We start from the raw sequence: 16,581 nt of genomic DNA, 5'->3' as shown, positions 1-16,581 counted from the left end.
CGACCCGGAAGCCAAGCGCGGTTCCGTGCGGGCGGGCCTGCCGCCCGCTCAGCGCGGGTTGACCCAGCCGGTATTGGTCCGCTGGGCGACCCGGGCGGCGGGCGCGGCGGCCTTCGCCCGGACGGCCCGGCGCCGGGCGTAGCGGCGGCGCGGCTTCGTGGATTCGCCCCAGGCGGCGCCGACGAGGCCGCCCACCACGGCGCCGATCGGCCCGGCCACCACCGCCCCCGCCACGACGCCGGCCCCGGCGCCGACGGCGGTGTTGCTCTGCGCGGACGCCGCCTGCGGCACCAGGAGCGCGGCGGCGAGCGCCGCGCCGGTGATCCAGGTCCTCATCGTAACCATCCCCTCAATGTTCGTCTCACACGGGCCTCGTTGAGGGGCGATCGTGACCAAAGCGGGACGGCCGGGCCGGATGACAGCGACGGCCCGGCTCTGGAACAGGGCTCGTTTCAACGGGAACGAGCCCTGTTCCAGGTTCTTGATTCTTCGCATCTTCTGCGACGAACCGGTGTCCGCTTCGTCGGAAAATGCTCTAGGCGCCCCGTCCGCAAGGGGCTAGAGGGGGGCGCTGAGAGAGCCAGGCTCCAGCAGGATCCCCGCGATGGCAGACAAGGCGGTACCCCACTTCCACAACCAGGACGGCGTGCGCGTCATCCATGTGGGCTCGAAGGAGTTCATGTGCATCGGGGCGCTGCCGCCCTTCGACCACCCCCACGTCTTCCTCGACATGGGCGCCGAGAGCGAGATCATCTGTCAGTACTGCTCGACGCTCTATCGCTACCGTTCCGACCTGAAGCCGGGCACCGCCGATCCGGCCTCCTGCGTCTGGGACGACCGCGCCCGCCTTGCCGCCGAATAGCCCCGTCCCGGACCGGCCGGGCCTCAGGATCGCCATCGCCGGGGCGGGGATCGGCGGGCTCACGGCGGCGCTCGCGCTCGCGGCGCGCGGCCATACGGTGACGCTGGCCGAGCGGCGCACGGCCTTCAGCGAGGTCGGGGCCGGCCTGCAGCTCTCGCCGAATGCCAGTCGCATCCTGACCGATCTCGGGCTCGGGCCGTCGCTGCGCCGCGCGGCGACGGAGCCGTCCCGGGTGCGGATCCGCGGCCTCGCGAGCGGGCGCCAGATCGGCGAGGTGGCGCTCGGCCCCGCCATGCGCGAGCGGTTCGGTGCGCCCTATCTGGTGATCCACCGGGCCGATCTGCAGACGATCCTCCTCGACGCGGTGCGGGGCCGGCCGGGCATCCGGCTTCTCGTCGGGCGCAGCGCGACCGCCTTTGCCGAGACGCAGGCAGGCGCGAGCCTGACGCTCGAGAGCGAGAGCGGGCGCGCCGAGACGCTCGCCGCCGACCTCGTCGTCGCGGCGGACGGGATCCGCTCGACCCTGCGGGCGTGTCTCGACGGGCGCCCCTTACGCCCGGTCGGAGCGGCGGCGTGGCGCGCGACAGTGCCGCGCGACTGCGCCCCGCCGGCCCTGCGAGGCGACGAGACGGGCCTGTGGCTCGGGCACGGGCGGCACGTGGTGCATTATCCGATCGCGGGCGGCGAGCGGATTAATCTGGTGGCGGTCCTGCCCCAGGCGGGGGAGGATGCGGATTGGAGCGCGCCGGGCGATCCCGCCCAGCTGAGGGCCGCCTTCGCGGATGCCGCCGCGCCGCTCGCCGACCTCCTCCGCCTTCCGGAGCAGTGGCTGGTCTGGACCCTCGCGGATCGCCGGGCCGCCGCCCCGATGGCACGCGGGCGCCTCGCGCTCCTCGGCGACGCCGCCCATCCGGTGCTGCCCTATTTGGCCCAGGGCGCGGCGCTCGCCATCGAGGATGCGGCGGTGCTGGCGGCGAGCCTGTCGGGGAGGCAGGTGCCGGCGGCGCTCGCCGCCTATGCGACGGCGCGCGGGCCCCGCGCCCGCACCATCCAGTCCCAGGCGCGCCGCAACGGGCGCATCTATCATGCCGGGCGTCTCGCGGCAGCGGCCCGGGACGCCGTGATGAGCCGACTCGGACCCGCCCGCATGACCGAGCGCTACGCGTGGCTCTACGGCTGGAGGCCGGCCTCCGACGCCGCCGGCGCTTGATCTCGCGCCCGGTGGCGGAGTAACCCGGACCGGCGCGGACGTGGCGGAATCGGTAGACGCACGAGACTTAAAATCTTGCGGCCGTAAGGCCGTGCCGGTTCGAGTCCGGCCGTCCGCACCAGCCTTATTGAAAACGTGAGTGACGCCAGTAAGATACTGCCACTCCGATGTTTCTCGGCGCCCTGCCGCTACAAAGGGCGCTACAAATGGCTGTTCCGATGACCTCCCTGAGCCGTGCTCCTAACGGTGACTGGTTCGCCCGGAAGGGCATCCCAAAGGACATACGTGAGGCGTACAAGGCAGCGTTCGGGGTCTCTCAGGAGGAGCGTTTCCGTCGCCCTTCCAGCCTGTCAGTGGGCACCGCTAAGGCCGAGCTACGGGATTGGGACGCCACCGTAACGGGCCGTATCGAGACACTCAGGGCAGCAGCAAGGGGCGAGGGCAGGGGGCTCACTCACCGAGAAGCCCATGGTTTGGCTGGGCAGTGGTACGTTTGGTTTGTCTCTAGGCACGAACAGGAACCGGGACAGCCTGAGCAGTGGGACCACCTCTACGAACGGCTTGAGGAAGCTCGGGAAAGGTTCTCCAATCAGCTAGGCGCCCCCGGTGAGGACGATGACGCTCCTGAGAGCCCGGCCACACGCCGTCATGTGCGACAAGTCGTCACTGAGCTAGGACAGGTCGCCAGCTTCTTGGGCGAACAGGGCATCAGGCTCACTCAGGAGGCAACGGACGCGTTCCTCGACATCGTTGAGGGAGAGCTATCGGCTGCTACTGCTACGCTCAGGCGCCGTGCTGATGGCGACTACACGCCCGATGCCCGGGTTGAGCGACACCCTGAGTTCCACAGGAAGGCTCCTGAGAAGCGCGCTGGGCTGACTCCCTGGTCGCTGTTCGAGGCGTGGATCAAAGAGCGCAAGCCGGGCGCTGCCACGGTCAACCGTTGGCGAGCCGTTATGCGAGCCCTGGACGCCTTCTTCGAGGGGAGGGACATTGCCGCCATCACCCCTGAAGATGCCCTGGCTTGGAAGGACACGCTGGTCACCCCTGAGCGGTCCGCAAGCGTCGTCAATGACGTGTGGCTCAGGGCTGCACGGGTGAACTTCGGGTGGGCTCTCGACAACAAGCGCATCACCGTGAACCCCTTCGATGGGGTCTCGGTAGCGGTCGGGAAGGCTCCTCAGAAGGTCCGTGAGCGGGAGTTTGAGGACGCCGAGTGGGCTACCATCCTGAGAGCGACAACGGCGCCTCAGCCGCCCCGGATGGCTGCTCACAACGCAGCAGCACGTCGCTGGGTGCCTTGGCTCTGTGCCTACACCGGGTCACGCCCTGGGGAGGTCACGCAGCTTCGCGCTGAGGACATCCAGCAGCACAAGGCTGGGTTCTGGGTGATGAAGATCAACCCCGAGGCTGGCACCGTGAAGGGCGGCCAAGCTCGCGTGGTCCCCATCCACCCTCACATCATCGAACAAGGCTTCCTCGCGTTTGTCCAAGGCACCGGTAAAGGGCCGCTGTTCTACGATCCCGAGGGGCAGAAGGTGGAGCGTGACGACCCCACGAACCCCGTTCAGGCACCGTGGGTGAAGCAGCGGAACAAGCTTGCTGAGTGGGTCCGCGGTCTCGGCGTGACAGACCCAAACATCAGCCCGAACCACGCTTGGCGTCACACCTTCAAGCGACGCGCGGCAAGAGCAGGCATCGAACGGCGCATTCGGTTCGCCTTCTGCGGCCATAGCTCGTCCGATGTGGGCGACGAGTACGAGACGCCTACGGTTGAGGACATGGCGAAGGAGCTTGAGCGGCTCCCACGCTACGCCGTCTGAGCGACCGCGACCTCACTGACCACCAGGAGACAGCATGACTCGCGATGGGTGCGACGATGCGCCCCTGCGCGTGCTCACCCTCAGATTCAGCCCTGGCATCAAGGGGTCCAGGAAAGCCTTCAGGGTCCGGGCAGTGGTCGCGGAGGGGCGCCTATGGTGCGTAGAGCAGGACGCCTGTGACGCTACCAGCTGGCACGAGGCACCCTCCGTACCACTGCGCGAAGGCCCTCAGCAGCCATCAGTGGGGCTTCACGTGCATTCCTATCTGGCCCAGTGATCGTGAGGGGGTGCGATCTGGCCACCTGCGCACACTAGGAGCCCGTCCGAGTAAGTACCTCGACGGCGGCGCTTTGGGATGATTCACTCGGCTCATGGCCAAGGTGTTTCGCTCCTGGGACGTCGATCAGGGCTGGCTGCTGCCACCCTCGCTGCATGAGTTCGTGCCGCCCGGGCACATGGCGCACTTCGTGCGCGATACGGTGCGCGAGGCGCTCGACCTCTCAGCCATTCTCGACACCTACACCGAGGAGCGCGGCTACCCGCCCTACCATCCCGGCATGATGGTGGCCCTGCTCCTCTACGGCTACAGCCGCGGTCTGTACTCGTCGCGTCAGCTCGCCCGCGCCTGCGAGGAGCGGGTTGACTTCATGGCCGTGACCGGCCTGAACCGGCCCGACTTCCGCACCATCGCTGACTTCCGCAAGCGGCATCTGACGGCGCTCTCGGACCTGTTCGTGCAGGTGCTGCGGCTGTGCCGGGCGGCCGGGCTGGTCGGCTTTGCCCACGTGGCGGTGGACGGCACCAAGCTGAAGGCCAACGCCTCGCGCCACAAGGCGATGAGCTACGGCCGGATGAAGGCGGCCGAGTCGACGCTGGCCGCCGAGGTCGAGGCTTGGCTGGATCAAGCGCGCGAGGCCGACGCGGCGGAGGATCGGGCTCATGGGACCGACCATCGTGGCGACGAGACACCGGCCTGGATGGCCGACAAGCAGCGGCGGCTGGAGACGATCCGCGCCGCCAAGGCCGCGTTGGAGGCAGAGGCTGCCGATCCGCCCGATCCGGAGGACGAGGACGGGCCGGGGGCCTCGTCGGGCATGCGCTGGCAAGGTCGGCCCTTGCGGGGCGAGGACGGCGGTCCGCCCGACCGGGCGCAGCGCAACTTCACCGACCCGGACAGCCGCATCCTGCCCACGCGCGACGGGTTCGTGCAGGGCTACAACGGCCAGATTGCGGTTGATGCGGCCCATCAGGTGATCGTCGCGCATCGGCTCGTGACGAACCCCGCCGACTCGCGCGCTCTCGTGCCGCTCGTCGACGGCGTCTGCACCCATCTCGGGCGCAAGCCGCGGGAGGTCTCCGGAGATGCCGGCTTTGCCACCGAGGCGAACCTGGCCGCGCTGCAGGAGCGACGGATCACAGCCTATCTCGCTCCGGGCCGTGCCCGTCACGGCGAGGCGGATGCAGCAGGTCGCCGGAGGCTGACGAAGATGCCCCTGATGAGCGCGATGGCCGTCCGCCTGAAGCGGGCTGGGCGCCGGAGCCGTTACCGTCTCAGGAAGCAGGTCGTCGAGCCGGTGTTCGGGCAGATCAAGCAGGCCAGAGGCTTCCGACAGTTCCTGCTACGTGGGCTCGATCAGGTCCGCGGCGAGTGGGCGATGATCTGCACCGCCCATAACCTCCTGAAGCTGGCGCAGGCCGCGCGCTGAGCCTGTGGCGCAGGAGCCATCCGCCCAGATCTCAACCTTAGTCCCAACGCATCAAACCGTTACTCGGACGGGCTCCTAGAGCATTTTCAGCTTAATCCTGATCGCGTCTCGCAAGGTGTGGCCGCGGGCGCGCCGGCAGGCTACGACGGGTGCAGCCCAGGATACGATCAAGGCTGACCCGGATTTCACTGAAAATGCTCTAGAGCCGCTCCCGATCAGGTTGAAGCGTAAGCATCATCCTCGTATCCAGCAGCTGTGAAGTAGTTGCGGCACTCAGCCGGCGAGAAGCATTTGAAGGCTTGGTGGATCGCCGCCCAGAGTTCACTGACACTGCGGGCCGCCGCCCTGCGCAACAGCGCTTTCAGCTTGGCGAAGGCCTGCTCAATCGGGTTGAACTCAGGTGAGTACGGAGGAAGATAAAGCAGCCGGGCCCCGGTTGCCGCGATCGCCTCGCGCACGCCGGCCACCTTGTGAGCGCCCAGATTGTCCAGGATCACGGTGTCGCCGGGTCTCAGGGTGGGGACCAGGGTGTCGGTCACGTAGGCGCGGAAGCGTTCGCCCGTCACAGGGCCGTCCAGCAGAGCGATCGCGTCAGGCCCGCTCGTGCGCAGCCCGGCAATCACAGTGGTGGTTTTCCAGTGCCCTGCGGGTGCCGCGAGGCGGCAACGCTCGCCGCGCGGGGCCCAGCCGTAGCGGCGGACCATGCTGGTGGTGGCGGCGGTCTCATCCAGGAACACCAGTCGCTCCGGATCCAGCTCAAGCTGGCCGGCAAACCACGCCTCACGAGCCGCCTTTACATCCTCCCGCTCCTGCTCAGCTGCGTACGTCGCCCTTTTTTCCGCGTGATGCGGTGCCGGGCGAAGAAGCGCGACAGGCTACTGCGGCTGACCGGAACGCCTTGCTCCTGGAGCGTCTCGCAGAGCTCATGCAGGAAGCTCTGCGGGTGGGCTTGGTAGGTCTGCAGGATGAGCTCGGCATGAGCCTCGATGCGCTGCGAGCGCTGGTCGCCGCCCATGGGCTTGGGCGTGACATCTCCCTGGCCCTCCTGCTGCCTGGACCAGCGGCTGACGCTGGCCACGCTGACCCCGAAGCGCGCGGCGGCCTGATGGCAGGAGGCGCCTTCTGCAACGGCCGAGACGACGCGCTGGCGCAGGTCGACAGACAAAGCTGAGGGCATGGGCCACCTCCGTTGAGCCGCCCCCCCGGGGACCGGCCAACGCGTTGCCATCACCACGGTTTCAACCCGCTCGGACCCCGCTCTAGTGGTCAAAATCTGACGCTTGGTACCCGCTGCCAAGGGCTGCTTGCGACCGATATCGTTGAAAAACTCCGTTTGGGGCTCGTTTTTGTGCGTCAGCATACAACAGGTTGGGCCGGTGCGCTGCAGTTGCCGCTACCTGTTGAGGAGCCGAAGGGCGTCAGGGACTTTTTCAACAATACCGACCCTTCTCGGGCCTTCGGACGGTCCGCTTTTCGGCAGTCTGGCTGGTGCTGAACGACAGCAGATGGCCGTAGATGGATTGTCTATTTTCGGGCGAGTGCGTGGCAGAGCGAACGCTCACCTCAGGCTGGCGGTCTTGCAGTTCCTGACTCGTGGGGGCCAATAGAACTGGCAAGCGGCCTAGCTTAGTAGATCGCGTCACGTTCTTCGAGAAGCCTCACGCTTGAGAATTCCCGTTGCGCGACGACCCATCCAGGTGCATTGTTTTCTTCTGGACAACTGCTACGCCGAGGACCGGGTCATGCAGTTCGGCTCCTGCAATTGCAATTCGGTTGCCTCATCCATATCCAGACGCGGCTTGCTTTGCGCAGGTGGTACCGGATTTGTGACCGCATTGATCGGCACGCTGGTCAGCACCTCACAAACCGCACAAGCGCAAGCGCTGGGCTCCAAGCCGCCGGAGATCGATAGTCTCGCGGTGCAGATCGTCACGGACAATCAGCTCATCAAGTTTATTCCGACCGAGAAGCGAGATGGGCTAACCATCGAGCGCAATCCGGGCGGCAATCTAAGCAAGGATGCCCCTCCGAGCGTGGACCTGCTTGGCGAGTGGGGGCTCTCGATGCACGCCCAGTCGCGGCGCGACAACGAGGTGCGCAATATCCTGATCGACTTCGGCTATCAGCCGAGCACTCTCCTCAACAACATGTCGGTCCTGAAGATCGACCCGGCGAGCATCGATGCCATGGTGCTGAGCCACGGCCATTATGATCATTTCGGCGGGCTAGTCGGCTTTCTGTCGGCGAACAAGGGCAAGCTCAAGACGGGTCTTCCTTTCTTCGTCGGCGGAGAGGATTGTTTCTGCACGCGCGAAACCGCCGCCGGCCAGTATGGTGTGCTCGATCGCAAGGCCATCATGGAAGCGGACCTCTCGCTTATGATGGCGGAAGGGCCGGCCGTTGTGGCCGATCACGCCTTCACCACGGGCAAGATCGCGTTGAGCGGTTTCGAGAAGCCGCTGCGCCCAAGCCGCGAGAAGGTCGGGGTCGTCAACGGGTTCGGATGTTTCCCGGAGAAGGTCTCGCCAGCGAAGAACACTGGCACTTTCATTCCCGACGACTTCGAGCATGAGATCGCCACGAGCTTTGTCGTCAAAGGAAAGGGGCTGGTCGTGCTGACGTCCTGCAGTCACCGCGGCGTTATTAATACGATCAGGCAGGCACAAGCCGCTTCCGGCGTTCAGAAGGTGCATGCGCTCATCGGCGGCTTCCACATCGTGCCACCGCTGAATGACGATTACATCCAGCAGGTCATCGCAGCGTTCAAGGAGTTCAATCCCGACTATCTGATACCGGGCCATTGTGCAGGTGAAAGGTTTTACGACCTAGTCCGGGCTGAGATGCCCGACAAGGTCATCCACTCGGCGGTCGGAACGCGTTTTGTCTTCGAGGCATGAGGCAACGAAGAGGGCGTTTGTATCGACAGACGCGAGCGTGTCCTGCCCCAGCCGTGATCCCGGCCCGCGGAAAGTGCCGGCCATGGCAGACCGCATCGCGATCATTAGGAGAGGCACGAGAACGGCCGCTTCGCCCCATTAACAAGCGAGTCTCACGAGACGGCTTTGGCGCAGAGCCGAAGGTCTGGTTACGGGTGTTAAGCCAACTTCCGTTCACCACCCGTAGCGGACCTCGCGAGCGGGTACCAAGCGTCAGATTTTGACCACTAGATCATCTTCTTCAGGGCCTCGACCGCAACAGCCACGCCGATCTTCTCGGCAATCTTGAGCGCCCAGGTCCCGGCGCTCTTAAGGTATCGCAGGGCGGCAGGACCATCACCTTTGGCTGCTGCCTCCTCTGCATCGGCTACAGCGACGACCGCCTTGTCCTGCTCGCGTGTCCCCGTGGACTCGCCCTTCATGGCGTCACGCAGGCGCCCCAACTCCTCCGCGAGCTTTGGCAGGTCAATACCGCCCTGGATCTGCTGGAAGGTGTTGTCGTGGGAGTGCGCGCCGGGGCCGACTGCTCCGGCTTGCCCAGGGATGTGGTAGGTGTCTCGGCTCATGGTGGGACCCTCGATGGCGGTTAGCCCGGTTGGGCCGTGGAAATGAATTGCTTGCCTCGGGAGCGCCAGGAACTCGGAGATTGCCGAGATACCCTTCGAGATTAGCATATCTAGGCGCTGCTGAAGGCGATCTCGTTCTTCAACAACGCACTCCAGTTTAGTCTGGATGCGCACAAGCTCCTGCCCGAACGCCTTGGAGTCGCGGCCCGCGAGGTCCTCGACGGTGATCGTAACTGAGGCGCCGCCAGCATCATTCTGCACCGAGCGGACCTGAAGTACACTACCGGGGTGTTCGGCTTGTAGGCGCTCAACGACGAGCGGCAGCGCGATAAGGTCTACTGGCGACATGCCGCCAGGGTAGCGCAGCACGATGCGTGGTTTCTCGGCGAAGAGGCGCTCGAACTCACCTTCCCCGTACTCGGTAGGCTCCTCGCCTTCCCTGTCCCAAAAAGCATGCTGGCAGATAACACCCTTGATTGACCAGCCGGTACAGTGAGTTTCCCAGAGCTTCGCGCCGGTTAGGTCAGCGCGGTCGAGACAAGCATCGATGAGATTTGCTTGTCTCAGGACCGCCCCGCCGAGGTTCGCCCCGCTGAGGTTCGCATTGTTGAGGTTCGCCCCGGTGAGGTCCGCCCCGCTGAGGTTCGCATTGTTGAGGTTCGCCCTGTAGAGGATCGCCCAGCCGAGGTACACCTCGACGAGATCCGCCCCGTCGAGGATCGCCCCGGGGAGGTCCGCCCTGTCGAGGTCCGGCCTAGTCCAGGGATTTTTCTCCCTCCAGGCATTCCAGACATCGACTCCTTGCCGGAGCCGTTCGAGGTGACCCGCATCTGCCATCTGCGCGACCCCGATCGATCCGCCTAAGACTATACATCCGATTGAATTGTTTGAGCATGTTTGGGCTGCGATAGCTCGGTTGTCCCGTCGCGCTGACCGTAGGTGGCCAGATCGCACACCCTCGCGGCCACTGGGCCTACCGGCAAGGGCTCGTATCGTGGACCGCTGGAAGGAGCTTAAAGCTCAGGTGGCGAAGCTTGCGGCCGCACTCAGTAAGGCCCCGAAGGCTGTTCAGATCTACTCAGGCAACTGGCGGCTTGCCTTTGGAATTGTGCGACGGAGCCACCAGATTATTAAACCAACAACATCAAGGGTTAGACAAAGACCCACAACGAACTCGTCGGGGCGATGAGGACGTGCGATGAGCGTGATACCAGCACTGAGCAAAGCGATCATCGCTCCCCAGAACAACCAAGACCCAAATCGTTTCACTCGCCTGCTCCTAAATCTCAGATGGAAAACTCACTTATGAAGGAGTCTCTTTCAAGGACCTTGCTGAAGCGAGGCATGCCCTCCCAAAAGTACACAGAAAATTTCTCAGAGGAGATCGATAGATCGAAGTGCGGGAGATTCTCCCCCCCATGGCCCCTGGCTTCTTCGTATGAGCGGTGCCTGCCAGTACATTCTCTAGCGAGGCTACGCAGGCCCCTACTACTCCACCTTGCTCCTCAAGTCCTACAGCCGCGGCTCGTTTGCGGGCTTAGGAGTACGAGCACAAGCAGCCGTTCCCTCAAGCGTGACGTTCAAAGGTCCATAGCGCGTTGCTTTATCTTATAAAGAGATTCAAGTTTGTCGAAAGCTTCAGGAATCAACCTCACTATGCCTTCAGGCTGAAGATAACCGGCCGCGTCACTGAGAAAGCAAGCGAACTGCGTTCTTTGTTTTCCAAGCCAGTTACGTCCAGCATCAATTTTCATTATCACTAATGTTGTTTCTAAATCCCAGGACGAAATAAACACAAGCCCTTGAGCAGATGCGGACTCTATGAAATCAATCATCTGTTCAGGATTGGGATTTCTTAAACATGGGTCCAATGGTAGTGGCTGAATTTCTCGTCCTATATGCAGCCAACTCTTGCCGGTTCTGAATACTAATCTGATATCGTCCGCGTCCAAGGGGACGCGACGATGCGAACGCATAGCCTCTTCGAGTGTCGGCAGTGTTGCTCTTGAGACGAGATGCTCAAGGCCGGCGATCCGTATGCTTCTGCCTGCTTCCGTGAATGACACGCTGCATCCCCTGAGGCTGTTCACCCAAACTGTCTGACAGCGCATCGCGCAGCAAGCTCTTTGCTGGCTTGACGGGCACTCATCCTCACCATAACAATCTATTCAACGCTCGTTGTCTGGAATGTGAGAGTGCGATGGCTCAAGGTAGCTTCGTGGCCTACTATCGCGTGAGTACGGCTCGGCAGGGCGCCTCAGGGCTTGGGCTCGAAGCACAGAAGGAAGCTGTCAGGCGCTACCTCAATGGCGGTGACTGGACCATCAAGGCTGAGTTCGTAGAGATCGAGAGTGGACGCAAGAGCGATCGTCCTGAACTGGAGCGTGCTCTTTCTACCGCTCGCCTCCATCGCGTTCCCTTGATTGTTGCCAATGTCTCGCGCCTCACTCGTTCATCTGCCTTTCTTCACCGGTTATTGGAGGCTGGTGTTGAGGTGAGGTTCTGTGACCTTCCTGAGATTGAAGGCCCCACAGGACGCTTTCTGCTTCAGCAGATGGCTGCGGTAGCTGAGTTGGAGGCTGGCATGATCGCGAGCCGCACTAAGGCCGCGCTGCAAGCCGCTAAGGCTCGCGGGAAGAAGCTTGGGGGCAACCGCGGCGTGGTCATGTCTGACGCCACTCGGGCCGCTGGAAGGGCAGCTAGGACGCTCAAGGCCGATGGTCGGGCGGCTGACCTCGCTCCTACTATTGCCGAACTCCAGGCGGCCGGCATCACATCGCTCGGAGGGATCGCTAAGGCTCTGAACGAGCGTGGCATCCCGACTGCAAGAGGCGGTGAGTGGTCACCGATGCAGGTATCACGAGTGCTCACGAAGCTTGCTGAGAAGGCGGCGTGAGCGGCCTCACAGAGCGTGGGCGTGGGCCTCCTGTCCATTGGCGGAGGCTGATTGCTCGGCCAGCACCTGACGGTAAGCCTGCTCAAGCACCCCACACGGGTAGACACCAACCTTATTCCGGTGCGCGCCCTTGATGGACGGTCGGACCTTCTTGGGTGCCCGGCCAAGGATTTCCTCGTGGAGCAGACGTGCTCGCTTACCTACGCGGATGAGGAAGCTCCGATCCCACTTCTCACCACCGAGCTTCATGAACTGCTGGGTGGTCAGCCGCATCACGCGGCAGGGCTTACAGGCGGTGCAATCGATACCAGATGTGGTCACCGAACGAGGTCCTTATTGAGGGGGACACACTATACGCAGAACCACCACTCTCCAATCTGGCTAAAATCCTAGCCCCAGCAATGGCTTAAAGCAAATTTGGCGAATTTGGCGTATCTAAGCCCCCAGAGAAGGCTCTGCGCAATCGGCTGCCGAGCGTCTTGAGGGCGGTTTGTTCGAGCAGCAGCTACACGCCTGTCTCTTGAGAGATGGACGCGGCTTCAAGGCGCCTTAGCGCGGCACCTCAGAAGTGCAGCATCGAACAAGCATCCGCAGAACGTTGCGATGATGATTGTATTCAACGCGACGTGACAGACAATCTTAGATAAGGAAACCACGAACAATGACTACACGCACCTGCCGTGCGCCTGGATGTGGCGCGCGAACGACCCGTTATGGCGTCTATTGTACCACTCACAAGTCACGCTATCGACGTCATGGACACCCTGAGCAGCACGCGATCACCAAGGCTGACCTCAAGCCATACCTGAAGCGCGTCCGTCAGCGGATCGCGAAGAACGCCGACAACCCGCTCTGGGGTCACTGCGAGGACCGTTGGAGCGACCTCGTGAGCCACGCCAAGGAGATCGTTGCTGCCTATCGAGGTGGACAAGCGAGCTACCGCCATGAGCGCATCGCTGCTGAAGAGGTAGTGAAGCTCTCAGCCAACGTTGAGGCGAGGGAGGTCATTGAGACCACCTTCGCGATGTTCCTCCTTGAGGACCACCAACCACGACGCTTCAGGTCAGATGGAGCCTTTCGCTTCCAGCTTGCCAGACGTCTTCGTGGGCTGACCGAGACGAACTCTGGAACGTGGGTAGACCCGAGCACTGGCAGGACCAAGCGGGCTTACCACGAGCTGTCACCGAGAGCCTGTGAGGTGTTCTCACGGTGGGTGATCAAGGCTCTTGGTGGCGTAGGAGCCCATCTCGCGAAGCTTGAACGAGACGAGGAAGAAGAGCGGCAACGTCGCGTGAACGACATGCACGAAGCTACGGCTGCTCTGAGATAATCGCCATGCTCTACACTGACGAGATTATCGACCGAAAGAAGGGCGAATTAGTCACCATCTCAAAGGGAAACTGGATTACTGTCACCGAGCTAGGCCAGCTATACGGAGCCGGACCTAGGCAGACACGAGCCATCCTCAGGCAGATGGATTTCCTGGGTGTCGAGGGAGGAGGAAATCATGATCGCCATCGCATCCAAACATGGGCCGTCGACCGTGGCTTTGGTCGTCGTATCATTCCAAGAGCCAAGGGAGGTTACCCCTTCGATGTCATAAGCCCAGAAGGACAGAAGTGGATCGCAGAACAGTGGTCTACTGCCGTGGCAGCTCTCGAAGCTGCAACATCCAGTCCTATTACGGAGGAGGCAGCGATCCAACTTCAGCTTTATGAGACTGAGCGAGAGAGAAACAAGCTAACTAAGCTCTCTGTTCAAGCGCAGGTCTATTGGCTTTGTGATCACTACAAAGATCTCACTCACACTGACATGGCTTCCATCCTCAGCGTGTCTCAGCAACTTGTGACTCGGTATGCTGGGTGTCGGAGCCGGCAGCGTCGAACACGGCTGGAACGAAAGGCAGCAGAGGTTCCTGTGTTGTCGAATGCCAACCGTGTTGACACTCGATGGGATGACTTCTGTGACGCCTGACAAGGTGTCGAGATCTATTACCTAAGCCCACAACACCTCGAAAAATGACCGAGGTCACCGCAAGCAGTCCCTCAAACCGGCTGATCAGTAGCGGTGATCTCGGCCCAAAGTGTACCCTCAGAGCACACGCGGGAGGACACTCCATCCGTCTTACGCACGATCGGACAGCAGCGTTCAGCAGGAGGTAGAGCAAGCTGCCTTTTCAAGAAGCTTGTAGAGTGGCATTAGGAGGCCACTAGAGCGCGTTCACTGCTTGGCTGGCCCTTCCCTTCGACAACACAGAAATCCCGTGCAGGGCCATTCTAAACCATTACAGAAGCCATCGCCCGCCTGACCTTGGAAACAGAAGATGCTCTCTGCTGAAGCAGGCTCAATGCACCTCAATCCGACTTGCCTATCCGTCTCGTCTGCTCCACAAGCCTTTTCAGCTCTCGAAGGCCATCCCGCAGTCCAGCCTGCTCGCTCTGAATGTCTGAGCACAGCCGCAGTGTTCTCTCTACCTGAAGGTTATTGACGCGCACTGTTGAACGCGAGCGGGGTCCCCTCGGCTGCCGTCCCCTTTCGAGCGCTTCTGAGAAGGGCACTTCCATAAGGCTTCGCTGGCTGCTGTCGGTGATCTGAAAGGCGTATCTGTCAGGGTTCTTGCCCTTCCTTGCGAGCTCGGAAGCCATGTCGGGCACGGCCCGATAAGCTTCAAGAAAGGCGAGCTCTACACTCTCAAGCTCAAGCCCACAGTCATCCCTGTCCAGGCCTTCCGGGGTGCGCAGGTGAAAGTAGAAGAGGGGCATCTCGATCAACTGCTGGCTGTGGCGGGTGAATCAACTCGCTCAACTCCAGAGAGATCTCAGCTACATATGTTAGACGGCTGCAAGGTGGACGAGAGGGGTTGGATCGCGAAAGGGATTGGATCGTTAGAATGGGAGGCACCCACCCGGGCCGTGTGTTAGCGCCGGCAGTGTGAATGTGGTGGTTCATGCGGGGGCCTGTGAGAGAGCACTATGAACCCGCTGACACGCAAGCTTGAGCACTTTGTCCGGCTCTCCAGCGAGGACAAAGCCGCGCTTGATCGCCTCGCCTCCGAGCAGCTGCGAGGGTTCGGCCCTCACGCCAACATCATCCACGAGGGGCAGCCGCCGAAGGTGATGAGACTGATGCTCTCCGGCTGGGCCTGCCGCTACAAGCTGCTGGAGGATGGTGGTCGTCAGATCGTCGGACTCTTCCTGCCCGGCGACTTCTGTGACGTGAGCGTCTTCATCCTGCGCGAGATGGATCACTCCATCGCCGCAATGACCGATGTCACCTTGGCACAGATCTCGGCCGAGACATTCAACGAGATCGCCTTTGCCCAACCTCGCATCATGTACGCGCTGTGGTGGGAGTCACTCGTCCGGGAAGCGATTCAGCGGGAGTGGATCGTCAGTCTGGGCAGGCGCGACACGGATGAGCGCATTGCGCACCTGTTCTGTGAGTTGTTCATCCGGCTGCGCTGCGTAGGCCTGACATCAGGTGTCAGCATAGAGCTACCCATGACCCAATCCGATCTTTCTGACATCGTGGGCGTCTCGGCGGTTCATGTGAATCGAACCCTGCAAACGCTGCGTGCCAACGGGCTGGTCATCCTCAAAGGCAAGACCCTGACGATCCCGAACCTCAATGCGCTGATGGATGCAGCACAGTTCAACACGAACTATCTCCATCTCGATCATGAGGGCGCACACCTCGACGCCAGTGAGGGGTGATCGGAAACACCACTGTCCAACCGGCTTACCTGACGATGACCGCTGGTGGCCCTGCCCTCGGGTGCGTCGTCAAAGATGCCCTGACCGACCTCTGGAAGCCGTGAGATGCAATCGGGGGCAGAGCCGCCAGAACGCCGAGGGCTACCTTGAAGGGCGCCTGGACCATGCCCGAGGGAGCGCCAGAGCGTCGCCGCATCCCTCCTTGCGTGGGGCGGGCCAGAACTCCCCCGTATGGTGGCCGGTAGCCTTATCAGGGGCAGCGTCTCGACCACCTGCCCTCGTCCCTAGGCCACAGCTTCGTGCTCCCAAACGGCAGCATCCTCTTCGATGCAGCCTCTCACCCACCGCTTCGCGTCCTCTGCGGTTTCGAACACCTCAGGCGCCCGGTGCGAGCAGGGACCGAACCCCGCTTCCAGGAACCAGCGGCCGGCGAACTCCTCGCTCACCGAATTGCGAAGCTGAGTGACAACCGCGAGAAGCGTTTTGTCAAGGTACACCAGCATGCCGTCTTCGTATCCGGTTTCGAGAGCGATGCGGGTAGGCTGTGATCTAAGCTGAGCGTTCATGGGCGCCGCTTAGCGAATACAACTCGCTTTCACCAATGACAATTGCGCAATGCTGATATTTGCTAACGAAGGCGTCGCAGGACGGCACCACGCTCCTCAGCGCCAAGCTGGACTGCTTCATTCCAAGGGACGTGTCAGAGGCACCTAGACGATGCCTGACGGGTCACCCGAGCCACGTACGCTGGCCAGCTTCCCGGACTTGGTCGTTTCATCGCCTGCCACTCTGTCCCCACCGACAAGGCCCTGAGCAGGCGTATAGCCTGTTCCCTCAAGGGGTCCGCCAATGAGGGGAGGGGCCGAGCC

The 16,581-nt window shown here is 62.6% G+C and carries 16 protein-coding genes and 1 tRNA gene; 10 read left to right on the top strand and 7 right to left on the bottom strand.

Features of this window, described 5'->3' with window-relative positions; all coding sequences use genetic code 11:
• Positions 1-48: 48 nt before the first annotated feature.
• Positions 49-336 carry a hypothetical protein gene (locus MNOD_RS35515; RefSeq protein WP_015933798.1) on the bottom strand — a complete coding sequence of 96 codons (288 nt, stop codon included), beginning with the start codon at positions 334-336 and terminating at the stop codon, positions 49-51.
• Between the two features lie 268 nt (positions 337-604).
• On the opposite strand from MNOD_RS35515, the gene MNOD_RS35510 reads away from it, so the two are divergent.
• The 5 genes from MNOD_RS35510 to MNOD_RS35490 all read left to right on the top strand — a co-directional run bounded on the left by MNOD_RS35510 (position 605) and on the right by MNOD_RS35490 (position 5,601).
• Positions 605-862: a zinc-finger domain-containing protein gene (locus MNOD_RS35510; protein ID WP_015933797.1), complete on the top strand. Its 258-nt coding sequence runs from the start codon at positions 605-607 to the stop codon at positions 860-862.
• A complete protein-coding gene (locus tag MNOD_RS35505) occupies positions 849-2,072 on the top strand; it encodes an FAD-dependent monooxygenase (protein WP_015933796.1) in 1,224 nt (407 codons plus the stop codon). The genes MNOD_RS35510 and MNOD_RS35505 overlap by 14 nt, the downstream gene beginning before the upstream one ends.
• Positions 2,073-2,106: 34 nt before the next feature.
• A tRNA-Leu gene (locus MNOD_RS35500) sits at positions 2,107-2,193 on the top strand.
• A 97-nt stretch (positions 2,194-2,290) separates the two neighbouring features.
• Positions 2,291-3,895 (top strand): site-specific integrase, encoded by a 1,605-nt coding sequence (locus tag MNOD_RS42060; RefSeq protein ID WP_157091632.1) that lies wholly within the window; start codon positions 2,291-2,293, stop codon positions 3,893-3,895.
• Between the two features lie 371 nt (positions 3,896-4,266).
• A complete protein-coding gene (locus MNOD_RS35490; protein WP_012631034.1) occupies positions 4,267-5,601 on the top strand; it encodes an IS1182-like element ISMno38 family transposase in 1,335 nt (444 codons plus the stop codon).
• A 215-nt stretch (positions 5,602-5,816) separates the two neighbouring features.
• Here the strand turns inward: MNOD_RS35490 and MNOD_RS44590 are convergent.
• Positions 5,817-6,778 (bottom strand): IS630-like element ISMno11 family transposase gene (locus MNOD_RS44590; protein WP_076611772.1). Its coding sequence is split into 2 segments (ribosomal slippage): positions 5,817-6,439 and positions 6,439-6,778, totalling 963 coding nucleotides; the frame shifts between segments, so codons are not numbered across the junction.
• A 565-nt stretch (positions 6,779-7,343) separates the two neighbouring features.
• Here MNOD_RS44590 and MNOD_RS35475 point away from each other — a divergent pair.
• Positions 7,344-8,498 (top strand): MBL fold metallo-hydrolase, encoded by a 1,155-nt coding sequence (locus tag MNOD_RS35475; protein ID WP_063748578.1) that lies wholly within the window; start codon positions 7,344-7,346, stop codon positions 8,496-8,498.
• A gap of 266 nt (positions 8,499-8,764) precedes the next feature.
• Here MNOD_RS35475 and MNOD_RS42055 read toward each other — a convergent pair whose 3' ends face one another.
• Positions 8,765-9,940, bottom strand: coding sequence for a pentapeptide repeat-containing protein (locus MNOD_RS42055; protein WP_015933792.1), 1,176 nt, complete (start codon positions 9,938-9,940; stop codon positions 8,765-8,767).
• 743 nt (positions 9,941-10,683) lie between these two features.
• Positions 10,684-11,169 (bottom strand): hypothetical protein, encoded by a 486-nt coding sequence (locus MNOD_RS47415; RefSeq protein ID WP_157091631.1) that lies wholly within the window; start codon positions 11,167-11,169, stop codon positions 10,684-10,686.
• Positions 11,170-11,303: 134 nt separating this feature from the next.
• Between MNOD_RS47415 and MNOD_RS35465 the strand changes: the two genes are divergently transcribed.
• Positions 11,304-11,999: a recombinase family protein gene (locus MNOD_RS35465; RefSeq protein WP_015933791.1), complete on the top strand. Its 696-nt coding sequence runs from the start codon at positions 11,304-11,306 to the stop codon at positions 11,997-11,999.
• A 6-nt stretch (positions 12,000-12,005) separates the two neighbouring features.
• Here the strand turns inward: MNOD_RS35465 and MNOD_RS35460 are convergent, their stop codons facing one another.
• Positions 12,006-12,320 carry a hypothetical protein gene (locus MNOD_RS35460; RefSeq protein WP_015933790.1) on the bottom strand — a complete coding sequence of 105 codons (315 nt, stop codon included), beginning with the start codon at positions 12,318-12,320 and terminating at the stop codon, positions 12,006-12,008.
• Positions 12,321-12,885: 565 nt separating this feature from the next.
• Between MNOD_RS35460 and MNOD_RS44585 the strand changes: the two genes are divergently transcribed.
• A complete protein-coding gene (locus MNOD_RS44585; protein WP_244424626.1) occupies positions 12,886-13,329 on the top strand; it encodes a hypothetical protein in 444 nt (147 codons plus the stop codon).
• Between the two features lie 5 nt (positions 13,330-13,334).
• Complete coding sequence (locus MNOD_RS44580) at positions 13,335-13,973, top strand: hypothetical protein (RefSeq protein WP_015933788.1); 639 nt, start codon at positions 13,335-13,337, stop codon at positions 13,971-13,973.
• A gap of 380 nt (positions 13,974-14,353) precedes the next feature.
• On the opposite strand, the gene MNOD_RS35450 is transcribed toward MNOD_RS44580, so the two are convergent.
• Positions 14,354-14,761, bottom strand: a complete 408-nt coding sequence (locus MNOD_RS35450) for a DUF6894 family protein (protein ID WP_043752955.1) — start codon at positions 14,759-14,761, stop codon at positions 14,354-14,356.
• 210 nt (positions 14,762-14,971) lie between these two features.
• On the opposite strand from MNOD_RS35450, the gene MNOD_RS35445 reads away from it, so the two are divergent.
• Positions 14,972-15,712: a Crp/Fnr family transcriptional regulator gene (locus tag MNOD_RS35445; protein WP_015933787.1), complete on the top strand. Its 741-nt coding sequence runs from the start codon at positions 14,972-14,974 to the stop codon at positions 15,710-15,712.
• A 284-nt stretch (positions 15,713-15,996) separates the two neighbouring features.
• Here the strand turns inward: MNOD_RS35445 and MNOD_RS35440 are convergent, their stop codons facing one another.
• Positions 15,997-16,215: a hypothetical protein gene (locus MNOD_RS35440; protein ID WP_015933786.1), complete on the bottom strand. Its 219-nt coding sequence runs from the start codon at positions 16,213-16,215 to the stop codon at positions 15,997-15,999.
• Between the last annotated feature and the right edge of the window lie 366 nt (positions 16,216-16,581).

Source organism: Methylobacterium nodulans ORS 2060, from assembly GCF_000022085.1.
GTDB lineage: Bacteria > Pseudomonadota > Alphaproteobacteria > Rhizobiales > Beijerinckiaceae > Methylobacterium > Methylobacterium nodulans.
Note: the sequence above shows the minus strand (reverse complement) of the source record. Positions and strands in the feature narration are given on the sequence as shown.

What these genes read in the sequence shown, in the direction of transcription:
- MNOD_RS35465 (WP_015933791.1), top strand. Translation starts at nt 11,304, where the DNA reads ATGGCTCAAGGTAGCTTCGTGGCCTACTATCGCGTGAGTACGGCTCGG.
- MNOD_RS35510 (WP_015933797.1), top strand. Translation starts at nt 605, where the DNA reads ATGGCAGACAAGGCGGTACCCCACTTCCACAACCAGGACGGCGTGCGC.
- MNOD_RS35445 (WP_015933787.1), top strand. Translation starts at nt 14,972, where the DNA reads ATGAACCCGCTGACACGCAAGCTTGAGCACTTTGTCCGGCTCTCCAGC.
- MNOD_RS42055 (WP_015933792.1), bottom strand. Translation starts at nt 9,940, where the DNA reads ATGGCAGATGCGGGTCACCTCGAACGGCTCCGGCAAGGAGTCGATGTC.
- MNOD_RS35450 (WP_043752955.1), bottom strand. Translation starts at nt 14,761, where the DNA reads ATGCCCCTCTTCTACTTTCACCTGCGCACCCCGGAAGGCCTGGACAGG.
- MNOD_RS44580 (WP_015933788.1), top strand. Translation starts at nt 13,335, where the DNA reads ATGCTCTACACTGACGAGATTATCGACCGAAAGAAGGGCGAATTAGTC.
- MNOD_RS35490 (WP_012631034.1), top strand. Translation starts at nt 4,267, where the DNA reads ATGGCCAAGGTGTTTCGCTCCTGGGACGTCGATCAGGGCTGGCTGCTG.
- MNOD_RS35475 (WP_063748578.1), top strand. Translation starts at nt 7,344, where the DNA reads ATGCAGTTCGGCTCCTGCAATTGCAATTCGGTTGCCTCATCCATATCC.
- MNOD_RS35515 (WP_015933798.1), bottom strand. Translation starts at nt 336, where the DNA reads ATGAGGACCTGGATCACCGGCGCGGCGCTCGCCGCCGCGCTCCTGGTG.
- MNOD_RS42060 (WP_157091632.1), top strand. Translation starts at nt 2,291, where the DNA reads ATGACCTCCCTGAGCCGTGCTCCTAACGGTGACTGGTTCGCCCGGAAG.
- MNOD_RS35440 (WP_015933786.1), bottom strand. Translation starts at nt 16,215, where the DNA reads ATGCTGGTGTACCTTGACAAAACGCTTCTCGCGGTTGTCACTCAGCTT.